Origin of the sequence: Roseburia sp. AF02-12 (assembly GCF_003461765.1) — a bacterium.
Classification (GTDB): Bacteria; Bacillota; Clostridia; order Lachnospirales; family Lachnospiraceae; genus Roseburia_C; species Roseburia_C amylophila.
Genome location: NZ_QTXS01000001.1, coordinates 1,362,440 through 1,385,843, shown reverse-complemented (window position 1 = coordinate 1,385,843; position 23,404 = coordinate 1,362,440). Strand labels below are relative to the sequence as shown.

The following is a 23,404-nucleotide window of genomic DNA, read 5'->3' as shown; positions in this document are numbered from 1 at the left end:
GCAGAAAGAAACGTGTAAGAAATGAATAATCTTATTTTCAGTTTAAATACCACCATGCCAATCTTTCTTGTGATGGTAATCGGTTATATCTTAAAGCAGATTGGTATGCTCAATGATAATTTTGTGACGGTGGCGAATAAGTTTAATTTTAAGGTGACCTTGCCATTTATGTTATTTCGGGATATTTCTACGGTAAATATCCGGGAAATCTTTGATTTGAAATATGTGCTTTTCTGTGCACTGGCAAGTACCGCCTGTTTCTGGGTAATCTGGGGAGCTACAAAGCTTTTTGTAAAGGATAAATCCATCCGTGGTGCATTTGTGCAAAGCTCCTTCCGGAGCAGTGCCGCAGTCATGGGACTTGCCTTTATTGAAAATATTTATGGCAGTTCTGCCATGGGACCATTGATGATTATCGGGGCAGTGCCGCTTTATAATATCTTTTCTGTTATTGTACTGACCTTTGAAGCCAATGAAGATGGAGCGGGAGAAGAGGCAGTACATGGTGGCAGAATCAAGAAAGCATTTCTTAACATATTAAAGAATCCGATTATCCTTGGAATTGCCTTTGGTATGGTGGCAGCATTATTGTCCCTTGATTTTCCTGCCATGGTAGATAAGACCATTGAGAATGTGGCAAAGATGGCAACACCACTGGCGTTGATTGCACTGGGTGCAGGCTTTGAGGGAAGAAAAGCCCTGGCAAAAATCAGACCGACCCTTGCAGCATCTGCAATCAAGCTTGTGATACAGCCGCTTTTACTACTTCCGGTGGCAGCAGCCTTGGGATTTACTGGAGAAAAAATGATTGCAATTCTGATTATGCTTGCATCACCAACTACACCAAGCTGCTATATTATGGCAAAGAACATGAAAAATGATGGTGTGCTGACAGCAAGTATTATTGTGACAACAACGCTTTTGGGAGCATTTACCTTAACTGGCTGGATTTTTATCCTTAAGACCATGGGATTGATATAGAGGAGGACGTTAGATGGATATTACAGGAAGAAAATTATTTGTAAAGGCGATGATGGAAGAAGGCGTGGATACCATATTTGGCTATCCGGGCGGAATGGTCACCGACCTTTTTGATGAATTATATAAACAGGATGATATTCACCTGGTGCTTCCCAGACATGAGCAGGGTCTGATTCATGAGGCAGAAGGATATGCGAGAGCTACCGGAAAGCCAGGCGTATGCCTGGTAACCAGCGGACCGGGTGCCACCAATATTATTACAGGACTCGCAGATGCGCATTTTGACAGCATTCCGCTTGTCTGTATTACCGGTCAGGTGCCACTTCCGTTGATTGGAAATGATGCCTTTCAGGAGGTTGATATAGTAGGAATGACCCGTTCCATAACAAAATACGGCGTAACCGTTCGGGACAGAAAAGATTTGGGAAAAATAATCCGCATGGCATTTCACATTGCAACCACCGGAAAACCGGGACCGGTTCTTGTGGATATCCCAAAGGATATCCAGTTAGAGAGTGGACCATCCGATTATCCAAAGAGTGTGCAGATTCGTGGTTACAAGCCAAATGAAGGCGTACATATCGGACAGTTGAAAAAGGCATATAAGCTTTTAAAGAGTGCCAAGAAACCATTGATTCTTGCCGGAGGTGGAATCAATATTGCCCATGCCAATGATATTTTTGACGAATTTGTTACGAAGATGCAGGTTCCGGTGGTTACGACTATTATGGGAAAAGGAGCAATCGGTACCTCCAATCCTTATTATATGGGAAACTGTGGCATGCATGGAAGATATGCAGCCAATATGGCAGTTTCTGAGTGTGATGTATTATTCTCCATCGGAACAAGATTCAATGACCGTATTACCGGTGATCTGAATGAGTTTGCACCAAAGGCAAAGATTGTCCATGTGGATGTGGACACCGCTTCTATTTCCAGAAATGTAGTGGTAGATGTGCCGGTAGTAGCAGACGCAAGAACCGCCCTGGAGAAATTATCAGAGTGGGCAGAACCGAAGAAAACAACAGCCTGGATAGCCCGCATTGAGGAATGGAACAAAGAAAATCCTCTGGAAATGCGAAGAGATAAGGGACTTTCCCCACAGATGATTATGGAAGGAATCAATGAGCATTTCAAAGGAGCCATTATTGCAACAGATGTTGGGCAGCATCAGATGTGGGCAACCCAGTATCTTGAGATGGAACGTGGCGGAACCTTTATTACATCAGGGGGCCTTGGAACAATGGGCTTTGGATTCCCGGCAGCAGTCGGAGCAAAAATCGGCTGTCCGGAAAAAGAGGTTATCTGTATCACCGGAGATGGTGGATTCCAGATGAATATGCAGGAAATGGCAACTGCAGTATGCCAGGATGCACCGGTAATTGTCTGCATTTTAAATAATTTTTATCTTGGCATGGTTCGCCAGCAGCAGCAGCTTTTCTATGGAAAACGTTATTCTGCAACCTGCCTGCGTCAGCATAAGGAATGTCCGAGCAACTGTAAGGGACCGGGAAAAGACTGCCCGGTATATGAACCGGATTTTGTGAAATGGGCAGAAAGCTATGGCGCAAAGGGTATTCGTGTAACGAACACCGAAGAAATGAATGCAGCCTTCGAAGAGGCAAAGAAGAATAAAAAGACTTCTACCGTAATAGAATTTATGATTGCAACAGAGGACATTGTACTTCCGATGGTTAAGAGTGGAACTGCAATGAGCCAGATGATTTTGAAATAGGAGGAACGTTGGTATGAAAAACAGATGGATTGCATTATATGTAGAAAACCAGGTTGGTGTACTGGCGAAGGTTTCCGGACTTTTTTCCGGCAAATCCTATAACCTCCAGAGTCTTACCGTAGGAACCACGGAAGATGAGAGTATGTCCCGTATGACAATCTGTGTAACCAGTGATGATATTACATTTGAACAGATTAAGAAGCAGTTAAACAGTATGGTAGAGGTCATTAAGGTAATTGATTTAACCAATGTACCAATCCATATGAAAGAGATTCTTTTTGCAAAAGTGCTGCATTGCAGCGTGGAAGATAAAGCGGAGGTATTTCAGATTGCAACAACCTTTAAAGTAGATGTGGCAGATATTGGGGAAGACAGCGTGTTGTTAGAGTGCAAGCTGACAGAACGCCGCAACAATGAACTGATCTCTCTTTTAAAACGCCGCTTCAGGACCATCGAAGTAGTGCGTGGCGGGGCAGTAGCCATTGAATCAATCAGCACATCCTGCCGGTAATATTAAATACCGGGAATATGGGAAGTCCGTAATGCGGAATTCCCATATTTTTTATAATCTTTTTTTCAACAGTGCAATAAACTTCTCAAACTGCAATGGTGTTCCCTGAATTTCCTGTACCTTCAGGCGGTTCTTTTCGTTGAAGCCTACAAGAATATCATGATTTGCTTCTGCTAAGTAGTCGATGATACCGTCGATATCGGATTTTAAGTTCTTCGGACACTGGATGTATAAGTGCTTTTTCGCAGAGATACACAGCGTATAGGAGATACTGAAATGGTACCAGAAGAACTTGTGCAGGGTGGAATGTTTATAAAGCCAGATGATTTCCTGAATCGGAACAAAGGCAATTCCATCCGTAGAGATTTCAATAAAGAAATGCTCGGTAATAAACATATCTTCCGTAGCCAGCTGTGGCAGTGTCGCCAGTTCTTCTTCTGCCTGCATAAGAAGAGTCTTCGGAGAACCGAACCGGGCAAGCTGCTGGCAGGGCGGTGACAGCCATGGAAAATGAATGTATACAAAATAACATATGATACTGAAAATGGCATAAAGTCCACTGCATGCAAAAAGCAGAATCAGAAAGATACTGAAGCCGTAACGGAAACCGGGCTCACTGATATAATAGGAGGAGCTTTCTCCGTAAATACCGCTGTCTGTCCAGTTCAAATCTGCTGCAATTTTAGAAAGCAGGGTATGGTAGGATTTGGTTGCGGTCTGGATTTTGGCATGGACGGTTACTTTGTTAATATTCGGAAGTCCCTCTTCGCTGGTCTTCGGAGAGAGCAGTACGATATTACAGCACCCATCCTGAATCGTATAGTAGTAATATCCATGGGTCTGCCCTAAGACTTCCTGTGTGTATCCGGTAAATTTTAAATCCGTCAGCGTAATACTGACATACCGGTCATTCTCTTTATATAATTTATCAAGAGAAGTTTTTTCGTTGATAACCTTCGGACTTAAGATGGTGCCGATGGGAAAGATAATCCAAAGAACAATCAACAGTATCATATATAGAATCGGCGAAAAAAGCTTATGCCGGTAAAGACTTTTGATGTGGTTGGATATATAGTGGTCTAATTGGTTTGTCATAATTCCTCCCGGTAGTGTTATGATTTTAAGTATAAAGTTTTAGGGAAAAATAATCAAGCCTTAGGGAGCGACTACTTGCTTTTATCAGGGAAAATTGTTAGTATTACAGAAGAATAGGACAGAAAGAGTGGTTGTGTGGAAGCATATACAGAATTTGCAACAGTTTATGATACATTTATGGACAATGTCCCTTACGAAGCATGGAAAAAATATCTGGTGGACATATTAAAAGCAGAGGGAATAAACGATGGCCTGCTTTTGGAACTTGGCTGTGGAACCGGAAGGATGACGAGACTTTTAGCGGCAGAAGGTTATGATATGATTGGGGTGGACAATTCCGAGGAAATGCTCTCGGTAGCCAGAGAATATACCATGGAAAATACAGAGATACTGTATCTTCTTCAGGATATGAGGGAGTTTGAATTGTATGGAACCATCCGGGCAGTAGTAAGTGTCTGCGATTCCATGAATTATATCATGTCAGAAGAGGATTTGAGACAGGTATTTTCCCTGGTCAATAATTATCTCGACCCGGGCGGAATCTTTATTTTCGATATGAATACCAGATATAAATATGAGGAACTCTTAGGAGACAACAGCTTCTGCGAGACCAGAGAGGACAGTAGCTTTATCTGGGAAAATTATTATGACCCGGAGGAACAGGTCAATCAGTATGATTTAACACTTTTTATCAAAGAAGAGGATGATTTGTTCCAGAGATATGAAGAAACACATTTTCAGCGGGCGTATGAGATAGAAACCGTACGAAAATTAATCGAAGAAGCCGGTATGAAATGGGAAGGTGTCTTTGATGTAGAGACGGGAAAAGAACCGACAGCCTGCAGTGAACGGATTTATATCATCGCAAGAGAACAGGGGAAATAAGAAGAAAGAGGAAGAAAAAATGTCAGATTATATGGTGAGAGCAACAGCTGCAGATGGACAGATTCGTGCATTTGCGATTACATCAAAAGAGATGACGGAGGAAGCAAGAGTCCGTCATAACAGCAGCCCGATTGTAACAGCTGCATTAGGACGTGCCATGAGCGCAGCAGCAATGATGGGCAGCATGATGAAGGGAGAAAAAGACCTTCTGACCCTGCAGATTCAGGGAGATGGTCCGATGCATGGCCTTACGGTAACTGCCAATGCTAACGGGGGTGTAAAAGGCTATCCCGGCGTGGCAGATGTGATATTGCCACCCAATGCAGCCGGTAAATTAAATGTAGGCGGAGCCATTGGAAATGGTGTTTTAAGTGTTATAAAGGACATGGGATTAAAGGATCCGTATGTAGGACAGACCGAGCTTCAGACCGGTGAAATCGCAGAAGATTTAACCTATTATTTTGCGGTATCTGAGCAGGTACCGTCTTCCGTAGGTTTGGGAGTCCTCATGAATAAAGACAATACAGTGCGTCAGGCAGGCGGGTTTATCATTCAGCTGATGCCGTTTACAGAGGATGCAGTCATTGATGCATTAGAGCAGAAAATCGCACAGATAGCATCCGTAACAGAAATGTTGGAAAAGGGCATGACACCGGAAATGATTTTAGAGGAAATCTTAGGAGAGATGAAGCTTGAAATCAATGATACGATGCCGGTTACCTTCCACTGTGACTGTTCCAAAGAGCGTGTGGCAAAAGCACTGGCAAGCTTAAGCAAGAAAGATTTGGATGATTTAATCAAAGATGAAGAACCGATTGAAGTAAAATGTCATTTCTGTAATGAGAATTATGTATTCAGTCCGGATGATTTAAGGGAGATAAGAAAATGAGAGATGGATTTATCAAAGTAGCAGCAGTAACACCAAAAGTAGTAGTCGCAGATCCGGTAGAAAATACCATTCGAATAAAAGCGGCAGTAATGGAAGCAGCAGCAAACGGAGCCAAAGTCATTGTGTGCCCGGAGCTTTGCATTACCGGATATACCTGTGGAGATTTATTCTTACAGGAGACTTTATTAAGAAGCGCAAGGGAGCGGCTGGTATGGCTGGCAAAGGAACTCGGTGCTTTGGATGCCGTTGTATTTGTTGGTCTGCCCCTGATGCATGAAGGCAAGCTTTATAATGTGGCAGCAGCTTTAAACAAAGGCGAGATTATCGGCATCGTGCCAAAGACCCATATTCCAAATTACAATGAATTCTATGAAGCAAGATATTTTACTCCGGGAAAAGAAGAAGCAGAGGGTGTGGATATCGCACCGGCATATCATGTGCCAATGGGAAGCCATATTTTATTCCAGTGTGATGATGTATTGCCGGAGCTGGTAATCGGTGTGGAAATCTGCGAGGATGTATGGACACCGAACCCGCCGAGTATTTCCCATGCTCTGGCAGGAGCAACTTTAATCGTAAATCTTTCAGCCAGTGATGAGACAACCGGAAAGGATATTTACCGGAGAGAGCTTGTTGCAGGACAGTCTGCCCGCCTGCTCTGTGGCTATGTCTATGTCAGTGCCGGAGATGGAGAATCCACACAGGATGTAGTATATTCCGGGCATAATATCATTGCAGAAAATGGAGCGGTTTTAGCAGAATCCGAACGTTTTACCAATGAGACGGTATATTCTGAAATTGATATGGAACGTCTGGTATCCGAAAGACGGAGAATGAGCACTTTTGCAGCAGGCAGCAGAAGCGAGGATTATCTTAGATTTTCTTTCTTTATTGATAAATCAGATACCACACTGAGCCGTTTTGTGGATCCGGCGCCATTCGTTCCGGGCAATAAGGGCAAGCGTGATAAACGTTGTGAAGAGATTTTAGCTATTCAGTCCATGGGACTTAAGAAACGGTTAGAGCATACCAGATGTAAATGCGCAGTGGTAGGCATTTCCGGTGGACTGGATTCCACACTGGCACTTCTGGTTACGGTACAGGCGTTTGACCGGCTGAAGCTTCCGAGAGAGCAGATATATGCAGTTACCATGCCGGGCTTTGGAACCACTGACCGTACCTATGAGAATGCATTAAGTCTCATTCGCTGTCTTGGCGCAAAGCTGATAGAAGTAGATATCAAAGAAGCAGTACGCATTCATTTCCGGGATATTGGTCAGGATGAGAGCGTACATGATGTCACTTATGAAAATGGACAGGCAAGGGAACGTACCCAGATTCTGATGGACATTGCCAATAAGAATAATGGTATGGTAATCGGAACCGGAGATATGTCAGAGCTGGCATTGGGCTGGGCTACCTATAACGGTGACCATATGTCCATGTATGGAGTGAATGCATCCGTACCAAAGACTCTGGTGCGTCATCTGGTACACTACTATGCGGACACCTGTGGAAATAAGGAACTTTCAACTGTGCTGTATGATGTCTTAGATACACCGGTCAGCCCGGAACTGCTTCCGCCGGAAAATGGAAAAATCGCCCAGAAGACAGAGGATATTGTAGGACCGTATGAACTGCATGATTTCTATTTATATTATGTGATGCGATTTGGCTTTGCTCCGGCAAAAATATATCGTCTGGCACAGGTGGCATTTGCGGGGCAGTACGACAATGCGGTGATTTTGAAATGGTTAAAGACCTTCTACCGCCGTTTCTTCTCACAGCAGTTTAAACGTTCCTGTCTGCCGGATGGACCAAAGGTCGGTACGGTAGCAGTATCACCAAGAGGTGATTTACGAATGCCAAGTGATGCATCGGCACGTATCTGGATGGATGAAATCGAACATCTGGAATAAAATGTGAAAAATGAACTACGAGAAAAGAACTGCTGCTCAAAACGGAGCGGCAGTTCTTTTATAAAAACTATATGTGCTTAAGTTGTTTTTCAAAAGATTCTTTTACCTTGCTGCGGCCGAAAGAGAAGTTCCTGCCGTAGACGAAAGAGTACATGACAGCAGCCATTACAAATGCAGTAACCACATCAAATACAGAATGCTGTTTTAAGAACATGGTTGCAAGAATAATGCTGACCATAAGAATGAAAGAAGCCAGCTTTAACTTCGGACGGTTCTTAAATTCTTTACTGCTACAGATTGCAATGTGAACACCGAGCGAATTATAAACATGAATACTTGGAAACAGGTTTGTCGGTGTATCGGTTGCATAAAGCCAGGCTACCATATGGGTGAAGACATTGTCATGCTCAAAGGAATGCGGGCGGAGATAATGTCCGTTTGGATAGAGGCTGGATACTACCAGAAATACAGTCATTCCCACAAACAGGAATGTACAGAGCCGGTAATAATCTTCTTTATTTTTGAAGAAAAAGTAAAGAACCGCATATGCGACATATCCAAACCATAACATATATGGTACGATGAAAAATTCTATAAATGGGATTTTATCATCCAGTGCAGTATGTATTACGTTGAAATTTGAAGTCACATGTTTTTCCAGATAGGCAAACCATGGAAAATATATGAATACATACAGCAGAACCCATGCGTGCTTATATTTTTGAAAAAATGCTTTGAGATTTTGCTTAAAGTTATCTTTTTTCAATATCGGATTCCCCTTCTTTAATGTAAGAATACTACTTCTATTTTGGAATTCTAGCACAGCATTTTTTAAAAAACAATGCTATAAAATTGAATTTAATAATTTTTATGGAATTCTTAAGATTTTAATGGAAAAGGAACATTTTCATTGTGCAAGAATACAAGAAAATGTATTTCATTTTTTAAATAAATATTACAAATGCGGGATTTCATTGACAAAGAAAAACGGTCAACTATAATGGAAACTAGCAAAATAGAAAGGTTAAGGGATATGAAGAAGAATGACGAGAAACAGCAGGAAACTGCGAAGGAAAAAATGAGCAGAAAAAAACTCCTTTGTGTAATCGGAATTCCTGTAGGAATATTAGTTGTGATTTATCTGGTACTGGCACTGTTTTTTCAGAGCCATTTTGCATTTCGTACCACGATAAATAATGTGGGGGTATCCGCTTCCTCAACCAGTGGTGTGGAAAAGAAGATTACGAAGCAGGCATCCAGGTATGAGATGAAGCTGGTGGAGCGTGAGGATAAGACAGAGAGCATCAATGGAACAGACATTGATATGGAGCCGGTATTTGATAAGCAGGTAAAAGAGCTTTTAAAGAAGCAGAATGGATTTGCATGGCCGTACTATCTTATTTCTCCACGGAAATACGAAGTGGAGACCATGATATCTTTTGATGAAGAAAAATTGAAGGATGTTCTGGATCATTTGTCCTGTATGGATGAAAGCAAATGGACGGATTCCGAAAATGCACAGATTAAGGATTATACAAAGGATGGCTATGAAGTGCAGCCGGAGGTATATGGAACAAAAATCGATAAGGATGCATTTACGGAGAAAATCAAAGAAGCCTTGGATAAAATGCAGCCGGAATTTGACCTTTCCGGGGAAGGCTGTTATGAAGACCCTAAGGTGAAAGAAGAGGATGATGTATTTCAGGATGCCTTGGATACCTTGAATAAATATACCCAGATGAAGATTACCTATCAGGCAGAAGGCAAGGATGATGTGGTTTTGGATGGAGAAACCATCAGTACCTGGCTTTCTGTGGATGATGATTTCAATGTGTCTGTAGATGATGAGGCATTGAGCGCTTATGTAAAAGCTATGGCAAAAAATTATAATACCGCCTATGGAAACCGGACACTGGATACCTCTTATGGACAGACAGTGACAATTTATGGTGGAAATTACGGATGGTGGGTAGATAATGCAGCTGAAAAGGAAATGATACTGGAGGATTTGAAAGCCGGTAAGGATGTAACAAGAGAGCCGGTTTATTCCCAGACGGCTAACAGCCATGGTGAGAATGACTATGGTAATACATATGTGGAAATCAATCTGACCGCACAGCATTTGTTTTTCTATAAGAACGGATCACTGGTGGTAGAATCTGATTTTGTCTCCGGTAACCTTGCAAAGAATCATGGAACGCCGTCCGGCTCTTTTGGTGTTACTTATAAGGCAAAGGATGCGGTGCTTCGCGGCGAAGATTATGAGTCTCCGGTATCTTTCTGGATGCCGTTTAACGGTGGTGTTGGAATGCATGATGCCAGCTGGAGAAGTACTTTTGGTGGAACAATTTATAAAAGAAGCGGTTCACATGGATGTATCAATCTTCCATACAGTGCAGCAAAAACAATTTATGAAAATATAGAAGCTGGTTATCCGGTGCTTGTTTATGAACTGCCGGGAACCGAGAGCCAGAAGGGCAAGGATATGGATGCAGCATCTGCAGTAGATGAGGCAATCACCTCCATTGGAACAGTAACCCTGGACTCCGCAGGAACCATTGCGTCTGTCCGTTCCCAGTATGATGCTTTATCTGACAGCGCCAAAGCATATGTAAAGAATCTGAATGTGCTGACAGCAGCCGAGTCAGCTCTGTCACAGTTGCAGTATGAACAGGCACTGCAGGAATTGCAGAATCAGGAAAGTATAGATGCTCAGAATGTAACGAATACAATCATGGCATTGCCAGATACGATAACTGCCACAGATGCAGCAGCAGTAGCCAATGCAAGAAATGCCTATAATGCCTTAAGCGAGGGCGCAAAAGCGAAGGTACCACAGAGTGCACTGGACAAGCTGGCAGCCGCTGAAGCAGCCTTGTAAAATAAAAGCAGGGAAAGAGAATATCGCTCCTGCTCCTGTGATTTGCTTCCGATAAGATGTATGCCTACATGGGACGTCGGAAATAAAATTGAAAATAGAAATGTAATAGAAATAACACCAGCCTCTGCCTGGATGATTGCAGATACATGAGGGAGGGCTGTTAGGGACTTATGAAATTCGTTCGGAAACAGGCAACGCCGGTACAGGGATGTACCGGCGAGGCGCAGATGAACATGGATGTGAATTTGCGCCGGTTGCCAGAAGCAGATACGCTTTTATCGAATTTCTAATGTCCCTTACAGCTCTCTCTCGTATCTTATTCATTCAGGCAGAGACTGGTGTTTTTATATTTTCACAGTTATTTATAAATCCTTATCTTGCATATGGAAAAATGTTGCCAAATAGCAATTGAGATGTTGCAGACTAGAACGGCAATATTGCAAAGAAACAGGGCATATAGTATAATCTTATCAAGAAGTAAAAAATATAAATTATGTTGCTGACGAGCACAAAGACAGATGAATAATATCCTGTGAAAATGTGCCGGATAACAGGAACGGATGAAAATAAATCGAAAGGAGAATGTATTGATGAAGGAGCAGGTTTTGACAAGGTTTAAGGAATTATTTGGGGATGAAGGAGACATCCGTGTGTATTTTGCACCGGGACGTGTGAATCTGATTGGAGAGCATACGGATTACAACGGAGGTCATGTATTTCCATGCGCACTGACCATTGGAACTTATGGCGTGGCAAGAAAACGTGCTGATAAGAAACTGAGATTTTATTCCATGAATTTTGAACAGCTTGGTGTGCTGGAATCTTCCATTGAAGGCTTGAAACCGGAGAAAGAAGCAGACTGGACGAATTATCCGAAGGGTGTTATCTGGGCGTTTGGAGAAAAGGGCATGCAGGTAGATACCGGACTGGATTTGTTATTATTTGGAAATATCCCGAATGGTTCCGGACTTTCTTCTTCTGCATCTGTTGAGGTACTGACCGGATATATCTTAAAGGACTTATTCGGATTTGGTGTAACGAATCAGGATCTGGCTTTAATCGGACAGTTTTCAGAGAATAAATTCAATGGAGTGAATTGTGGCATCATGGATCAGTTTGCCATTGCCATGGGAAAAGCAGAGCATGCGATTTTCCTGGATACAGCAACTTTAAAATACGAATATGCGCCGGTTCGTTTAAAAGATGCTAAAATTGTAATTTCCTGCAGCAATAAGAAGCGTGGTCTGGGTGATTCGAAATATAATGAACGTCGTGCAGAGTGTGAGGAAGCACTGGCAGAATTACAGAAGGTGGTGGACATCAAAAGTCTTGGTGAATTGTCTGAGGAACAGTTTGAAGAATATAAGGGAGCCATCGGAAGTGAGGTCCGCATGCGTCGGGCAAAACATGCGGTATATGAGAACCAGAGAACCCTAAAAGCAGTGGAAGCTTTGAAAGAAAATGATGTGGAAACCTTTGGAAAGCTGATGAATGCATCTCATGTATCCTTAAGGGATGATTATGAAGTAACCGGAATTGAACTGGATACCTTAGTGGAAGAAGCCTGGAAGGTGGATGGAGTCATTGGATCCCGTATGACAGGTGCAGGCTTTGGCGGATGCACCGTCAGTATTGTAAAGGATGAAGCAGTAGAGCATTTTATTGAAGCAGTAGGAAGTGCATATGAAAAGAAAATTGGATACAGCGCAGATTTCTATGTAGTAGAAATTGGAGACGGTCCATCCAGACTGGCATAAGAAACAGGAGGTAAGTTATGATTTGTGAAGATATCTTAAAATTAACAGAATATGGCATGGTAACCGGACTGGTTCCGAAGGAAGATGAAAGATTTACCATCAACCGCCTGCTGGAATTGTTTGAATTAGAAGAATTAGATGAGGACGCTGTGACAGCTTATCAGTCACGGACACCGATGAGCAGAGAAGAAGCAGAAGAGAGTCTGGAAGAATTATTAAACCGTCTGCTGGATTATGCTTATGAAAAAGGCATTTTAAAGGAAAACAGCGTAGTATACCGAGATTTATTTGATACGAAAATCATGGGAATGCTGATGCCAAGACCAGGTGAAGTAATTCATAAATTTCAGAGCCTTTATGAGAAGGATGCAAAGGCGGCAACAGATTATTATTATACTCTCAGCCAGGACAGCAATTATATCCGCAGATACCGTATCAGACGTGATATGAAATGGACCGCAGAGACGGAGTTTGGTGAACTGGATATTACAATTAACTTATCCAAGCCGGAAAAGGACCCGAAAGCCATTGCAGCTGCAAAGCTGGCAAAACAGAGCGGCTATCCGAAATGCCTTTTATGTAAGGAAAATGAAGGTTATGCAGGAAGAGTCAACCATCCGGCAAGACAGAATCACCGTATTATTCCGGTAACCATCAATCATAGTGACTGGTTCTTACAGTATTCTCCTTATGTGTACTATAATGAGCACTGCATCGTGTTTAATGGAAAGCATACACCGATGAAAATCGAGAAGGCAACCTTTGGAAAACTGCTGGATTTTGTAAAACAGTTTCCGCATTATTTCGTTGGCTCCAATGCAGACCTGCCGATTGTAGGAGGTTCGATTTTAAGCCATGACCATTTCCAGGGTGGACATTATGAATTTGCCATGGCAAAGGCACCGCTGGAAAAAGAGATTACCTTTGCGGGCTTTGAAGATGTGAAAGCCGGAATTGTAAAATGGCCGATGTCAGTTATCCGCCTGTCCGCACCGGATACAGAACGGCTGATTGAGCTGGCAGATAAAATACTTCTGACCTGGCGTGGCTATACGGATGAGGCAGCATTTATTTTTGCAGAAACAGACGGGGAGCCACATAATACCATTACGCCAATTGCAAGAAAACGAGGCAATAATTACGAACTGGATTTAGTGCTTCGTAATAATATTACAACAAAGGAGCATCCGCTGGGCGTATATCATCCGCATGCAAAGCTTCATCATATTAAGAAAGAAAATATCGGCTTAATCGAGGTAATGGGTCTGGCAGTGCTGCCGGCACGTCTGAAGGACGAGATGGCACAGCTTAAGACGGCAATTCTTTCCAGGGCTGATTTACGGAGCAATGAAGTTTTAAGTAAGCATGCAGACTGGGTAGAGGAATTTTTACCGAAATATGAGAGCATTACGGAAGAAAATATCGACGGGATTATCCGAAAGGAAATCGGACTGGTATTCCGTGAAGTTCTTCTGGATGCCGGTGTATACAAATGCACCGAAGAAGGAAGAGAAGCATTCTTACGCTTTATTGACACGGTAAATAAATAGAAAAAGGTGTTTATCCGGGAGAGGGATTCTGGTTAACATAAGAAAAGAGCATCATTGGCATAAGGTGTCATCCAATGGGAAGGATGAAAAGCACCGCCTTTGATGCTCTTTGTTGTATGTTATGACTCTTGCAAGAAGGAAAGAAATGCATTAATATAAGAGCAATATGATAAATTATGCAAAAGAATAAGGACAGAATGGAGATTTTATGAAACAGCAGATAAAGAGTTCTTTGATATTATTATTGACCGCAACCATCTGGGGCGTTGCTTTTGTAGCCCAGAGCGTGGGCATGGAATATATTGGTCCCTTTACCTTTAACGCAATCCGATGCGTTCTGGGGGGACTGGTGCTAATCCCGGTTATTCTGGTTTTAAAGAAAAAGAAAGAGACAGGAGCAGAAAATCAGGAAAAAGAGGATAAAAAGACTTTGTGGGCAGGCGGAATTGCCTGTGGTGTAATTCTTTGCATTGCATCCAATCTGCAGCAGTTTGGCATTATGGAAGCAAGCGTTGGTAAATCTGGCTTTTTTACGGCATTGTATATTGTGATGATTCCGGTTATCGGAATTTTTATCGGAAAACGGCCAGGGATAAAGCTGTGGTTTTGTGTAGCATTAGCAGTTGTGGGAATGTATCTGCTTTGTATGAAGGACGGCAGTTTTACCATTGAGCGGGCAGACATCATGCTTCTTTTATGTGCACTGGCATTTTCCTTTCATATACTGGTGGTTGATTATTTTTCACCGAAGGTAGGCGGTGTAAAAATGTCCTGTATACAGTTTTTTGTATGCGGAGTACTTTCAGCAGTAGGAATGCTGTTTACAGAGACACCGGACATTTCCAATATTCAGGCGGCATGGCTGCCTTTGTTGTATGCGGGACTTCTTTCTTGCGGCGTTGGCTACACCTTGCAGATTGTAGGACAGAAAGGCATCAACCCGGTTATCGCATCCCTTATTATGAGCCTGGAATCCGTGATTTCCGCACTGGCTGGCTGGGTGATCTTGGGACAGATATTATCACCAAAAGAAATTTTAGGCTGCGTATTGATGTTTGTGGCAATTATTATCACGCAGATTCCCATCGGAAACAAGAAAACAGATTGATTTTACGGATAGTCTCAGCTATACTGTAACAGAATAGAAAGAGAAAGAAGGCATAAGATATGTTGTCAAAAAAGATAAAACAGGCAATGGCAGGAAGCTCTGCAATTCGTGCCATGTTTATGGAAGGAAAAGAAATGGCTGCCAGATATGGGGCAGAAAATGTGTATGATTTCAGCCTTGGCAATCCGGCTACACCGGCACCGGAAAAAATTAAGACAGCAATTTATGATATTTTGGATAAAGAAGACCCGCTTGTGGTGCATGGATATATGGCAAATGCAGGCTATGAGGAAGTAAGGGAGGCAATTGCAGAGAACTTAAATGAACGCTTCGGAACCAATTTCCATGGGAAGAACCTGATTATGACAGTTGGTGCAGCAGGCGGTCTGAATATTATTTTTAAGACGATTTTAGATCCGGGCAATGAAGTTATGGTATTTGCTCCGTATTTTGGTGAATATAAAAGCTATGCCGCAAACTTCGATGCAAAGATTGTGGAAGTCATGCCAGATGAAGCAGATTTTATGCCGGATTTAGCAGACTTTGAACGAAAAATTACAAAAGATACAAGAGCGGTTATCATCAACAATCCGAACAACCCGACCGGAGTGGTATATTCAGATGCAACCTTAAAAGAGATTGCCAGAATTTTAACTGTGAAGGAAGAGGAATTTGGAACCGATATTTATCTTATTTCCGATGAACCATACCGTGAACTGGTTTACGACGGCGTACAGGAGAATTTTTTGACAAAATATTATAAAGATACGCTGGTAGGATATTCCTTCAGTAAATCTTTATCACTTCCGGGCGAGCGGATCGGTTATGTGGTAGTGCCGGACGAAGCGGCAGATTCCGCAGAATTAATCGAGGGAATTACCGTATCAAACCGTACTCTTGGCTTTGTAAATGCACCATCCCTCATTCAGAAAGCAGTGGCAGAGTGCTTAAAGGAAAAGACCAATCTTGAATTTTATGACCGCAACCGTATTGCTTTATATGAAGGACTGACGAAGCTTGGATTCACCTGCATCAAACCACAGGGAGCATTTTATCTGTGGCTGAAATCTCCGGTTGCAAAGGAAGAAGAATTTGTAGAAGCTGCGAAGAAATACCATTTGATTCTGGTAAAAGGAAGTGCCTTCGGCTATGGCGGTTATGTACGTCTTGCATACTGCACTTCTTATGAGACAGTAGTAAATTCCATGCAGGCATTTGCAAAGCTGGCAGCAGAGTATGGATTGAAGGCAGCAGAATAAGAAATCGGAAAACGAAAGAATGATAAAATCAAGCAGCAGATAGAAGGAGTAAGACATGAAAGCATGGGAAAATAATATACGCAAAGTTATCCCGTATGTTCCGGGAGAACAGCCGAAGAAAGAGAAAATGATAAAACTGAATACCAATGAGAACCCGTATCCACCGGCACCGGGAGTAAAGGATGTTTTAACCTCTTTTGATACCGACCGGCTGCGTCTTTATCCGGATCCAAAGATTGAGAAACTGACGGACGCAATTGCAGAACGATATGGTTTAAATTCCGATCAGGTTTTTGTGGGCGTTGGCTCAGATGATGTACTTGCCATGTGCTTTATGACATTTTTTAATTCCAATCGTCCGATTCTGTTTCCGGATATTACTTATTCTTTCTATGATGTCTGGGCAGAGGAATTCCGTATTCCATATAAGCAGATTCCACTGGATAGGGATTTTACGATTCGCCCGGAGGATTATGCTGGGGAAAACGGAGGAATTGTATTTCCAAATCCAAACGCACCGACAGGAAAACTGCTTCCGTTAGAAGATGTGGAACGCATCATTGCACAGAATCCGGATGTCATTGTTATTGTGGATGAAGCATATATTGATTTTGGTGGAACATCTGCATTGCCGCTTATTGATAAATATGACAATGTGCTGGTAGTCCAGACCTTTAGTAAATCCCGTTCCATGGCAGGCATGCGGATTGGATATGCGATGGCACAGCCTGAATTAATCAAATATTTGAACGATGTTAAATATTCATTTAATTCTTATACCTTAAATTCCCTTACGATTGAAATGGGAACGGCTGCTATTTTGGATGAAGCTTATTTTAAAGAGACAACACAGAAGATTATTGCAACGAGAGAGCGTACCAAGGAAGAACTTCGGGCACTGGGATACCGGATGGATGATTCAAAGAGCAACTTCCTCTTTGTAACCCATGATACGATTTCCATGGAGAGGCTGTTTGAAGATTTGAAGAAGAAAGACATTTATGTCCGTCATTTCTCCAAACCGGAGCGGATTGCAAATTACCTGCGTATTACCATTGGTTCAGATGAAGAAATGGATATGCTGATTACGTTTTTGAAAAACTATAAACAGTCATAATTCATTAGGAAAGGAGTATTATGTTATTACATTATCTGATTGTATTTTTTGTTTCCATGGTACCACTGGTTGAACTGAGAGGAGCGATTCCATTTTCACAGGGCTTTGGACTTCCATTGATACCATCTTATATTATTTCCATCATTGGAAATATGCTGCCGGTACCATTTATTTATTTTTTTGCAAGAAAAGTACTGATTTGGGGTGCAGATAAGCCTGTTATTGGAAAATTCTTCGGCTGGTGTCTGGAAAAAGGTGAAAAGGGTGGTAAGAAGCTGCAGGCAAAGGCAGGAAGAGGATTATTCCTGGCATTACTGCTCTTTGTTGGAATCCCGGTGCCGGGAACCGGAGCCTGGACAGGAACTCTGGCAGCCAGCATCTTAGATATGGATTTTAAATCATCTGTTATCGCAGTGATGCTTGGCGTATTGCTGGCTGGTGTAATTATGATGTTAATCAGTGTTGGTGCATTTTCTATGATTCGCTAACAGGGTGGAATGTAAAAAGGATATCTAAGTGATAAAAGCACAGCGTGTATAGTAATGTTATTTACTATATATTCTGTGCTTTTTAAATAATGATTTAATTTCTGATATTTTAAACTACGGTGTGGATGCTTTTTCGGCAAAATCTGTATTTACAAGATCTTCATAAGGAGCGGCACCGGAGAGAACACCAGACTCTTCTAAAATAGTAAGCATTAAGTCATAGCCTTCTTCCCGGAGTATTAAATCTGTGTTCCAGGTTTCCTGGTCGTAGTAGCGGCTTACAATAAGTGTAAGGGTTTTAAGATCTGTTTCACTAAACTGTGGTGCAATGACAGTTGCGATTTCTTCCGGACTGTGACCTGCTACATAATCCATGCCTTTCTGTAAAGCATTGGTGAAATGCTGGATAAGGTCGGCATTTTCCTTAAGATAGCTTTCTTTGGCACAAAAAGCAGTATATGGAAGATAGCCGGAATCCACGCCAATGGACGCTACCACATAGCCGTCACCGGACTGCTCCAAAGCAGTAGCGGATGGTTCAAATTCAATGGTATAATCCCCCTGCCCGCCGGAAAAAGCCGCTGCGGTAGAACCAAAGTCAATACTCTGGTCGATTTTGACTTCGGAAGGAGAAACACCATTTTCCCGGAGTACATATTCATATACCATTTCCGGTGTGCCACCGGCTCTTCCGCCCAGCACATCTTTTCCAATCATATCTTCATAGGAAAAGGAATCGGTGTTTTCCCTTGCAACCACAAAGTTACCGGCACGCTGGGTAAGCTGTGCAAAATTGATGACATGGTCTTTTGCACCTTCCGTGTAGGCATAAATGCTTGCCTCCGTTCCCATGAACCCTACATCTGCATCCCCAGAAACAACGGCAGCCATGGTTTTATCCGCTCCAAAGCCGGTGGTCAATGAGAGCTCGATTCCCTCATCTTCAAAGTAGCCTTTTTCGATGGCCACATACATCGGTGCGTAAAAGATGGAATGTGCCACTTCATTTAATTTTACGGTTGTTAATGCTTTAGAATCATCTGATTTGCAGGCACAAAGCGGGAAGGACATAAGAAGAATTAAGAAAAGAGAAATACCTTTTTTATAAAATCGTTTCATAGAGCATCCTTAAAAGACATTTGTATTATAGTATGAAAGACAGATGAAAATGTGCTATGATGAATAGGATAGGATTGTCTGAAATTTAGAAAACAGTATTAAGACAAGAGATATAAAAGGAGAACAGAACATGAACGACTACGTAGACCTTCATACTCATACAATTGCAAGCGGACATGCTTACAGTACTATTGAAGCAATGATAAAGGCGGCAGAGCAGAAAGGAATCCGTCTCTTTGGTATTACAGAGCATGCTCCGAAAATGCCGGGAACCTGCAGCGAGTTATATTTTAATAATCTTCGCGTGCTGGAAAGAAAGCATGGAGAAATGTATACGCTGTTTGGCGCAGAACTTAATATCATGGATATGGAAGGGCATGTGGATCTGCCGGAGCGTACCTTAAAGCAGATGGATTTGTGCGTTGCAAGTATGCATGGTCCGTGTTTTCATCCGGGAACCATAGAAGAAAATACGAAAACTTATCTGAATGTGATGAAAAATCCCTATGTAAACATTATCGGACATCCGGATGATTCTTATTATCCGGTGGATTATCGTGCATTGGTGGAAGGTGCAAAGGAACATCATGTATTGTTAGAGGTCAACAATGGCTCCCTGATACCGGGTGGCTTCCGGCAGAATACGAAGGAAAACAGCTGCAAAATGTTAGAACTTTGCAAGGAATATAAAGTTCCGGTTATCATGGATTCTGATGCACATGTGGATACTGCAGTTGGGAATCATCAATATTCATTGGAAGTTATTCAGATGGTAGATTTTCCGGAAGAACTGGTGGTCAATACCAATGTGGAACTGGCGAAGAGTTTTTTGAATTATTTTAAATCACCGGAACATCTATAAGGAGTTATCACAGGTGAGAAAAGAATATCAACAGCGGTATTGACAGAAAACAAGAGTTAGTATAAACTAACTCTTGTAAGGAACATTACAATACACACAAAATACTTTGGACGTAAAGGGAGCAGACTTTTGATGCGGGTCTGCTCCTTTTATATGCCATCAATTAGGGGATTGCGATGTGGAGATAACATTTAGAATCAAAGAATTTTGCAGCAGTCGAAGCACATCTGATTTTCTTTTATGTGAAATGTCAATCGTTCTTAGGGGTCTGTTTTTCTTGATGATAAACTGTCTTTTCGGTTGCTTTGACAGAATATTGGCACTGTCCGCCGAGGACAGATGCCACCTAATGTCTGCAAGGGGCACTGGGAATTTCGATATACTTTTCATTTCATCTGGCAACCGGCACAAATTCACATCCATGTTCAATTGTGCCTCGCTGGTACATCCCTGTACCAGCGTTGCCTGTTGCCAGACGAAATTCCAAGTGCCCCTAACAGACCTTATCAGGCATCTGCACTTCGGCGAACAGTACCAATATTTTGTCAAACATGGAAAAGACGGTTTTTATCGTAAAAAGAAAAACAGACCTCTTAGAACGGTGACGTTTCATCATATAAAAATCAATGTGCTTTGACTGCTGCAAAATTTTTTTACAAATTTCTCTCCCACATTGCAATCCCCTAATTCTGCCAGTGAATCTCGCCTGCATCAAGAACCGCAAACCGGATCAACTCTGCACTGTCCAGGTTCTCATGATGCATATTGATTCCGTTAATTGAATGATTATCATAGGTCGTATAGTAATAAATTCCCTTATCCGCATTGCAGCAGGAGGTGTAGATTGTAATTTCATATTTCCCATCAGCAACTTCACAGCAGCCCCGCTGCTGGTCGACGGAACCTAAGATATGAAAGAACTGGCTGACACTTTCGATTTCTGAACTGCCGGAAATGGAATGCAGTCTGGTGAAAGCAACCCGGATAAAACGGGACTGGGAAGATAAATCGCCCGGCAGACCCAAAGCCCCCATACCGCGGCTGTAAGCCTGTAAGTTGAGCTTGTCGGAAAAATGATTTTCCGGCTGCCTGGATGAGAGCGCTGCATAATTATTTAAAGCAAACATCTGCATTGGAAAAGGTGGATTGTTGGTCAGCACACCGGCAGGATTGTCATAGATATGAAGCCCGTCTGCCATGGATTCCACAACGATGTTTTCGCTTTTATCGGCAATCATCCAGTGAAGCTGTGCTGCCGGAAAATGGCTGGCAAAAACAGTTCCAACGAGATTCATCTGTACTAATTTTTCTTTGGCTTCTGAAACAGAAGCACACTGGCTTAGAATCCATGGAATAAATTCAAATTGTGCAACATTTTCTTTTGTATCAATAATATCAGCATAAGCGGCATTTCCCACAAAGTTAAGCCCTGCCATGCAGACACCTTTTTCATTGCAGGCATCATAATAAAGAGGATAGTCAACACCATTGTCTGGTGCTACATGAGCCATGCCAATCATGGCATAGTGGGAGCTTAAAGTCCCGGCATGACGGAAATGAAAAGGATAGTTGCGAGGGGTGATGGTGACTTCATCACCATAAGAAAATTCATAATCAAGGGTTCTGCCCATGTAGAAGTTCTTTGTTTGATAAGTAGCTGCGGTGCACATAAAATAGCCTCCTTTTATCTTTCTTTTGTATTAGTATTCTGCTGATAAATCAGATTTATGTAATAGGACTATTATAACGTGGATACAGGGGTAAATCAAATTAAGAAATAATGAGAAAAAATATCAATACGAAAGGTTCTATTTTCAATAGCAGGTGTTATAATACAACTGGATTAGAAAGAACTAACATAAAGTAGTAACAACTAAGAAAGGAAGCACATTATGGGAAGATATTATCGGATGTCTAAAAAAGTAACAGAGGATCAGGTAAAAGAAATTCTTCGTGAAACATTAGAATTAGAAGATGTAGAGGAAGCAGAATATGAGGCAGAGACACAGCTTCTTAAAATTGTAACCAAAGATAACCAGTTTGCAGGTGTTATGACCAGAGTGGTAAATATCTGCAGCAGAATCGGCAAAGGAGCAGAATTATCATTTGCAAAATTTGCCATTGAAGGATAGAAAGTGAAGGGATTATTTGAAAACTTGTGAATATTGCGATGAGATAGATTATCATGAAATTATAGAATGCATTACCTGTGCACTGGATGCCAAGGACCCTTATACGGCGGGGCATTCCCAGCGTGTCAGTGATATGGCTATGAAAGTATGCCAATTAATTGGCTTAAAAACGGAGAATATACAGCAAATCCATATTGCAGCACATCTCCATGACATTGGAAAAATCGGTGTTCCGGATGCTGTTTTAAATAAAGAAGGAAAGCTTGATGACGACGAATGGGAGGCAATAAAAAGGCATCCTTCTACCGGAGCTGAGATTCTGAGCAAATCAAGACATTTAAAAGAAATGAAATATATCGTGCTCTGTCATCATGAACGATTCGATGGAAAGGGCTATCCGCTTGGACTCAAAGGAGAAGAAATTCCGGTTGGGGCAAGAATCATTGCAATCTGCGATTCCATTGATGCCATGACTTCAAACCGGAGTTATCGCAAAGCGCATGATTTTGACTACTGTTATCAGGAAATCAAAAATAATCTTGGAAAGATGTATGACCCGATTATCGGACAGTATGTCTTAGACCACTGGGAAGAAATTATTTCCGTAATCAAAATTTCAAGATAAGATTCTGTTGTTGATAAGAATTCTCAATAACGAAAAAGAGTATGGACAATGGGTTTTAATGGCGGTAAGCTAAAAAACAAACAGAAATAGGAGGAATACATATGTTTGATTTTGTGAAAAAATTTAACTGGAAGAAGACCGGAATCTTTGCTGCCGGTGTATTGTTTGGAACAGCCGGAATTAAAATATTAGGTAGCAAGGATGCAAAGAAAGTCTACACAAACTGTACAGCAGCAGCATTACGTGCAAAGGAATGTGTCATGAAGACTGCTTCTAATATCCAGGAGAATGCAGAGGATATTTATGCAGAGGCACAGCAGATTAATGAAGACAGAGCTGCTAAAGCAGCAGAATATACAGATGAATCTGTAGAAGATGCAACAGAAGAAACTGTAGCAGAATAAACATTGGGCATGCGATTTTGTTCGCTGTTCACGTAAACTATGAGAATCACCTGCAGAATATGCTGTAGGTGATTCTTTATCTAAGGA

21 protein-coding genes are annotated in these 23,404 nt (G+C 41.9%); 17 read left to right on the top strand and 4 right to left on the bottom strand.

The window, feature by feature from the left end:
- Nucleotides 1-21 precede the first annotated feature (21 nt).
- From DV740_RS06765 to ilvN, 3 genes are read left to right on the top strand one after another with little or no spacing between them, the layout of a single operon-like run.
- Nucleotides 22-981, top strand: a complete 960-nt coding sequence (locus DV740_RS06765; protein WP_118087727.1) for an AEC family transporter — start codon at nucleotides 22-24, stop codon at nucleotides 979-981.
- 13 nt (nucleotides 982-994) lie between these two features.
- The gene (gene ilvB / locus DV740_RS06760) at nucleotides 995-2,716 is read left to right on the top strand and encodes a biosynthetic-type acetolactate synthase large subunit (protein WP_118087726.1); all 1,722 of its coding nucleotides are present in this window, start codon (nucleotides 995-997) and stop codon (nucleotides 2,714-2,716) included.
- 13 nt (nucleotides 2,717-2,729) lie between these two features.
- Nucleotides 2,730-3,227 (top strand): acetolactate synthase small subunit, encoded by a 498-nt coding sequence (gene ilvN, locus DV740_RS06755; RefSeq protein ID WP_117841764.1) that lies wholly within the window; start codon nucleotides 2,730-2,732, stop codon nucleotides 3,225-3,227.
- Between the two features lie 51 nt (nucleotides 3,228-3,278).
- On the opposite strand, the gene DV740_RS06750 is transcribed toward ilvN, so the two are convergent.
- On the bottom strand, nucleotides 3,279-4,322 hold the full coding sequence (locus DV740_RS06750; RefSeq protein ID WP_022243394.1) for a DUF6709 family protein: 1,044 nt from the start codon (nucleotides 4,320-4,322) through the stop codon (nucleotides 3,279-3,281).
- 135 nt (nucleotides 4,323-4,457) lie between these two features.
- On the opposite strand from DV740_RS06750, the gene DV740_RS06745 reads away from it, so the two are divergent.
- Genes DV740_RS06745 through DV740_RS06735 form a run of 3 tightly spaced genes read left to right on the top strand, consistent with a single transcriptional unit; the run spans nucleotide 4,458 to nucleotide 8,015 of the window.
- Entirely contained in the window at nucleotides 4,458-5,207 is a 750-nt protein-coding gene (locus DV740_RS06745; protein WP_118087725.1) for a class I SAM-dependent DNA methyltransferase, read from the top strand.
- 19 nt (nucleotides 5,208-5,226) lie between these two features.
- A complete protein-coding gene (hslO, locus tag DV740_RS06740) occupies nucleotides 5,227-6,096 on the top strand; it encodes an Hsp33 family molecular chaperone HslO (protein ID WP_117698018.1) in 870 nt (289 codons plus the stop codon).
- A complete protein-coding gene (locus DV740_RS06735; protein ID WP_118087724.1) occupies nucleotides 6,093-8,015 on the top strand; it encodes an NAD(+) synthase in 1,923 nt (640 codons plus the stop codon). Before hslO ends, DV740_RS06735 begins: the two co-directional genes overlap by 4 nt.
- Nucleotides 8,016-8,082: 67 nt before the next feature.
- Here DV740_RS06735 and DV740_RS06730 read toward each other — a convergent pair whose 3' ends face one another.
- Nucleotides 8,083-8,781 carry a phosphatase PAP2 family protein gene (locus DV740_RS06730; protein WP_118087723.1) on the bottom strand — a complete coding sequence of 233 codons (699 nt, stop codon included), beginning with the start codon at nucleotides 8,779-8,781 and terminating at the stop codon, nucleotides 8,083-8,085.
- Nucleotides 8,782-9,048: 267 nt separating this feature from the next.
- On the opposite strand from DV740_RS06730, the gene DV740_RS06725 reads away from it, so the two are divergent.
- The 7 genes from DV740_RS06725 (at nucleotide 9,049) to DV740_RS06695 (ending at nucleotide 18,175) form a co-directional block, all read left to right on the top strand.
- Nucleotides 9,049-10,896: a peptidoglycan binding domain-containing protein gene (locus tag DV740_RS06725; protein WP_242994233.1), complete on the top strand. Its 1,848-nt coding sequence runs from the start codon at nucleotides 9,049-9,051 to the stop codon at nucleotides 10,894-10,896.
- Nucleotides 10,897-11,486: 590 nt separating this feature from the next.
- Nucleotides 11,487-12,653 carry a galactokinase gene (locus DV740_RS06720; RefSeq protein WP_199534364.1) on the top strand — a complete coding sequence of 389 codons (1,167 nt, stop codon included), beginning with the start codon at nucleotides 11,487-11,489 and terminating at the stop codon, nucleotides 12,651-12,653.
- A 17-nt stretch (nucleotides 12,654-12,670) separates the two neighbouring features.
- Entirely contained in the window at nucleotides 12,671-14,203 is a 1,533-nt protein-coding gene (gene galT, locus DV740_RS06715; protein WP_118087722.1) for a UDP-glucose--hexose-1-phosphate uridylyltransferase, read from the top strand.
- A gap of 208 nt (nucleotides 14,204-14,411) precedes the next feature.
- Nucleotides 14,412-15,311 carry a DMT family transporter gene (locus DV740_RS06710; RefSeq protein WP_118087721.1) on the top strand — a complete coding sequence of 300 codons (900 nt, stop codon included), beginning with the start codon at nucleotides 14,412-14,414 and terminating at the stop codon, nucleotides 15,309-15,311.
- Nucleotides 15,312-15,370: 59 nt separating this feature from the next.
- On the top strand, nucleotides 15,371-16,570 hold the full coding sequence (locus DV740_RS06705; RefSeq protein ID WP_118087720.1) for a pyridoxal phosphate-dependent aminotransferase: 1,200 nt from the start codon (nucleotides 15,371-15,373) through the stop codon (nucleotides 16,568-16,570).
- Nucleotides 16,571-16,625: 55 nt separating this feature from the next.
- Nucleotides 16,626-17,687, top strand: a complete 1,062-nt coding sequence (hisC, locus tag DV740_RS06700) for a histidinol-phosphate transaminase (RefSeq protein ID WP_118087719.1) — start codon at nucleotides 16,626-16,628, stop codon at nucleotides 17,685-17,687.
- Between the two features lie 20 nt (nucleotides 17,688-17,707).
- Nucleotides 17,708-18,175: a COG2426 family protein gene (locus DV740_RS06695; RefSeq protein WP_022243405.1), complete on the top strand. Its 468-nt coding sequence runs from the start codon at nucleotides 17,708-17,710 to the stop codon at nucleotides 18,173-18,175.
- Between the two features lie 114 nt (nucleotides 18,176-18,289).
- Here the strand turns inward: DV740_RS06695 and DV740_RS06690 are convergent, their stop codons facing one another.
- Nucleotides 18,290-19,294: an ABC transporter substrate-binding protein gene (locus tag DV740_RS06690; protein WP_117841773.1), complete on the bottom strand. Its 1,005-nt coding sequence runs from the start codon at nucleotides 19,292-19,294 to the stop codon at nucleotides 18,290-18,292.
- A 130-nt stretch (nucleotides 19,295-19,424) separates the two neighbouring features.
- On the opposite strand from DV740_RS06690, the gene DV740_RS06685 reads away from it, so the two are divergent.
- The gene (locus tag DV740_RS06685; RefSeq protein ID WP_118087718.1) at nucleotides 19,425-20,156 is read left to right on the top strand and encodes a phosphatase; all 732 of its coding nucleotides are present in this window, start codon (nucleotides 19,425-19,427) and stop codon (nucleotides 20,154-20,156) included.
- Between the two features lie 683 nt (nucleotides 20,157-20,839).
- On the opposite strand, the gene bsh is transcribed toward DV740_RS06685, so the two are convergent.
- Entirely contained in the window at nucleotides 20,840-21,826 is a 987-nt protein-coding gene (bsh, locus tag DV740_RS06680) for a choloylglycine hydrolase (protein ID WP_118087717.1), read from the bottom strand.
- A 222-nt stretch (nucleotides 21,827-22,048) separates the two neighbouring features.
- Here bsh and DV740_RS06675 point away from each other — a divergent pair, with 222 nt between their 5' ends.
- The 3 genes from DV740_RS06675 to DV740_RS06665 all read left to right on the top strand — a co-directional run bounded on the left by DV740_RS06675 (nucleotide 22,049) and on the right by DV740_RS06665 (nucleotide 23,317).
- Nucleotides 22,049-22,288 (top strand): hypothetical protein, encoded by a 240-nt coding sequence (locus tag DV740_RS06675; protein ID WP_118087716.1) that lies wholly within the window; start codon nucleotides 22,049-22,051, stop codon nucleotides 22,286-22,288.
- A 16-nt stretch (nucleotides 22,289-22,304) separates the two neighbouring features.
- Entirely contained in the window at nucleotides 22,305-22,913 is a 609-nt protein-coding gene (locus DV740_RS06670; protein ID WP_118087715.1) for an HD-GYP domain-containing protein, read from the top strand.
- 101 nt (nucleotides 22,914-23,014) lie between these two features.
- Nucleotides 23,015-23,317, top strand: a complete 303-nt coding sequence (locus DV740_RS06665) for a DUF6110 family protein (RefSeq protein ID WP_022243411.1) — start codon at nucleotides 23,015-23,017, stop codon at nucleotides 23,315-23,317.
- Nucleotides 23,318-23,404: the final 87 nt, after the last annotated feature.

Bases quoted from the DNA above. Each gene is read 5' to 3' on its own strand.
- DV740_RS06765 (WP_118087727.1), top strand. From the start codon at position 22: ATGAATAATCTTATTTTCAGTTTAAATACCACCATGCCAATCTTTCTT.
- ilvB (WP_118087726.1), top strand. From the start codon at position 995: ATGGATATTACAGGAAGAAAATTATTTGTAAAGGCGATGATGGAAGAA.
- ilvN (WP_117841764.1), top strand. From the start codon at position 2,730: ATGAAAAACAGATGGATTGCATTATATGTAGAAAACCAGGTTGGTGTA.
- DV740_RS06750 (WP_022243394.1), bottom strand. From the start codon at position 4,322: ATGACAAACCAATTAGACCACTATATATCCAACCACATCAAAAGTCTT.
- hslO (WP_117698018.1), top strand. From the start codon at position 5,227: ATGTCAGATTATATGGTGAGAGCAACAGCTGCAGATGGACAGATTCGT.
- DV740_RS06735 (WP_118087724.1), top strand. From the start codon at position 6,093: ATGAGAGATGGATTTATCAAAGTAGCAGCAGTAACACCAAAAGTAGTA.
- DV740_RS06725 (WP_242994233.1), top strand. From the start codon at position 9,049: ATGAAGAAGAATGACGAGAAACAGCAGGAAACTGCGAAGGAAAAAATG.
- DV740_RS06720 (WP_199534364.1), top strand. From the start codon at position 11,487: ATGAAGGAGCAGGTTTTGACAAGGTTTAAGGAATTATTTGGGGATGAA.
- galT (WP_118087722.1), top strand. From the start codon at position 12,671: ATGATTTGTGAAGATATCTTAAAATTAACAGAATATGGCATGGTAACC.
- DV740_RS06710 (WP_118087721.1), top strand. From the start codon at position 14,412: ATGAAACAGCAGATAAAGAGTTCTTTGATATTATTATTGACCGCAACC.
- DV740_RS06705 (WP_118087720.1), top strand. From the start codon at position 15,371: ATGTTGTCAAAAAAGATAAAACAGGCAATGGCAGGAAGCTCTGCAATT.
- hisC (WP_118087719.1), top strand. From the start codon at position 16,626: ATGAAAGCATGGGAAAATAATATACGCAAAGTTATCCCGTATGTTCCG.
- DV740_RS06695 (WP_022243405.1), top strand. From the start codon at position 17,708: ATGTTATTACATTATCTGATTGTATTTTTTGTTTCCATGGTACCACTG.
- DV740_RS06690 (WP_117841773.1), bottom strand. From the start codon at position 19,294: ATGAAACGATTTTATAAAAAAGGTATTTCTCTTTTCTTAATTCTTCTT.
- DV740_RS06685 (WP_118087718.1), top strand. From the start codon at position 19,425: ATGAACGACTACGTAGACCTTCATACTCATACAATTGCAAGCGGACAT.
- bsh (WP_118087717.1), bottom strand. From the start codon at position 21,826: ATGTGCACCGCAGCTACTTATCAAACAAAGAACTTCTACATGGGCAGA.
- DV740_RS06675 (WP_118087716.1), top strand. From the start codon at position 22,049: ATGGGAAGATATTATCGGATGTCTAAAAAAGTAACAGAGGATCAGGTA.
- DV740_RS06665 (WP_022243411.1), top strand. From the start codon at position 23,015: ATGTTTGATTTTGTGAAAAAATTTAACTGGAAGAAGACCGGAATCTTT.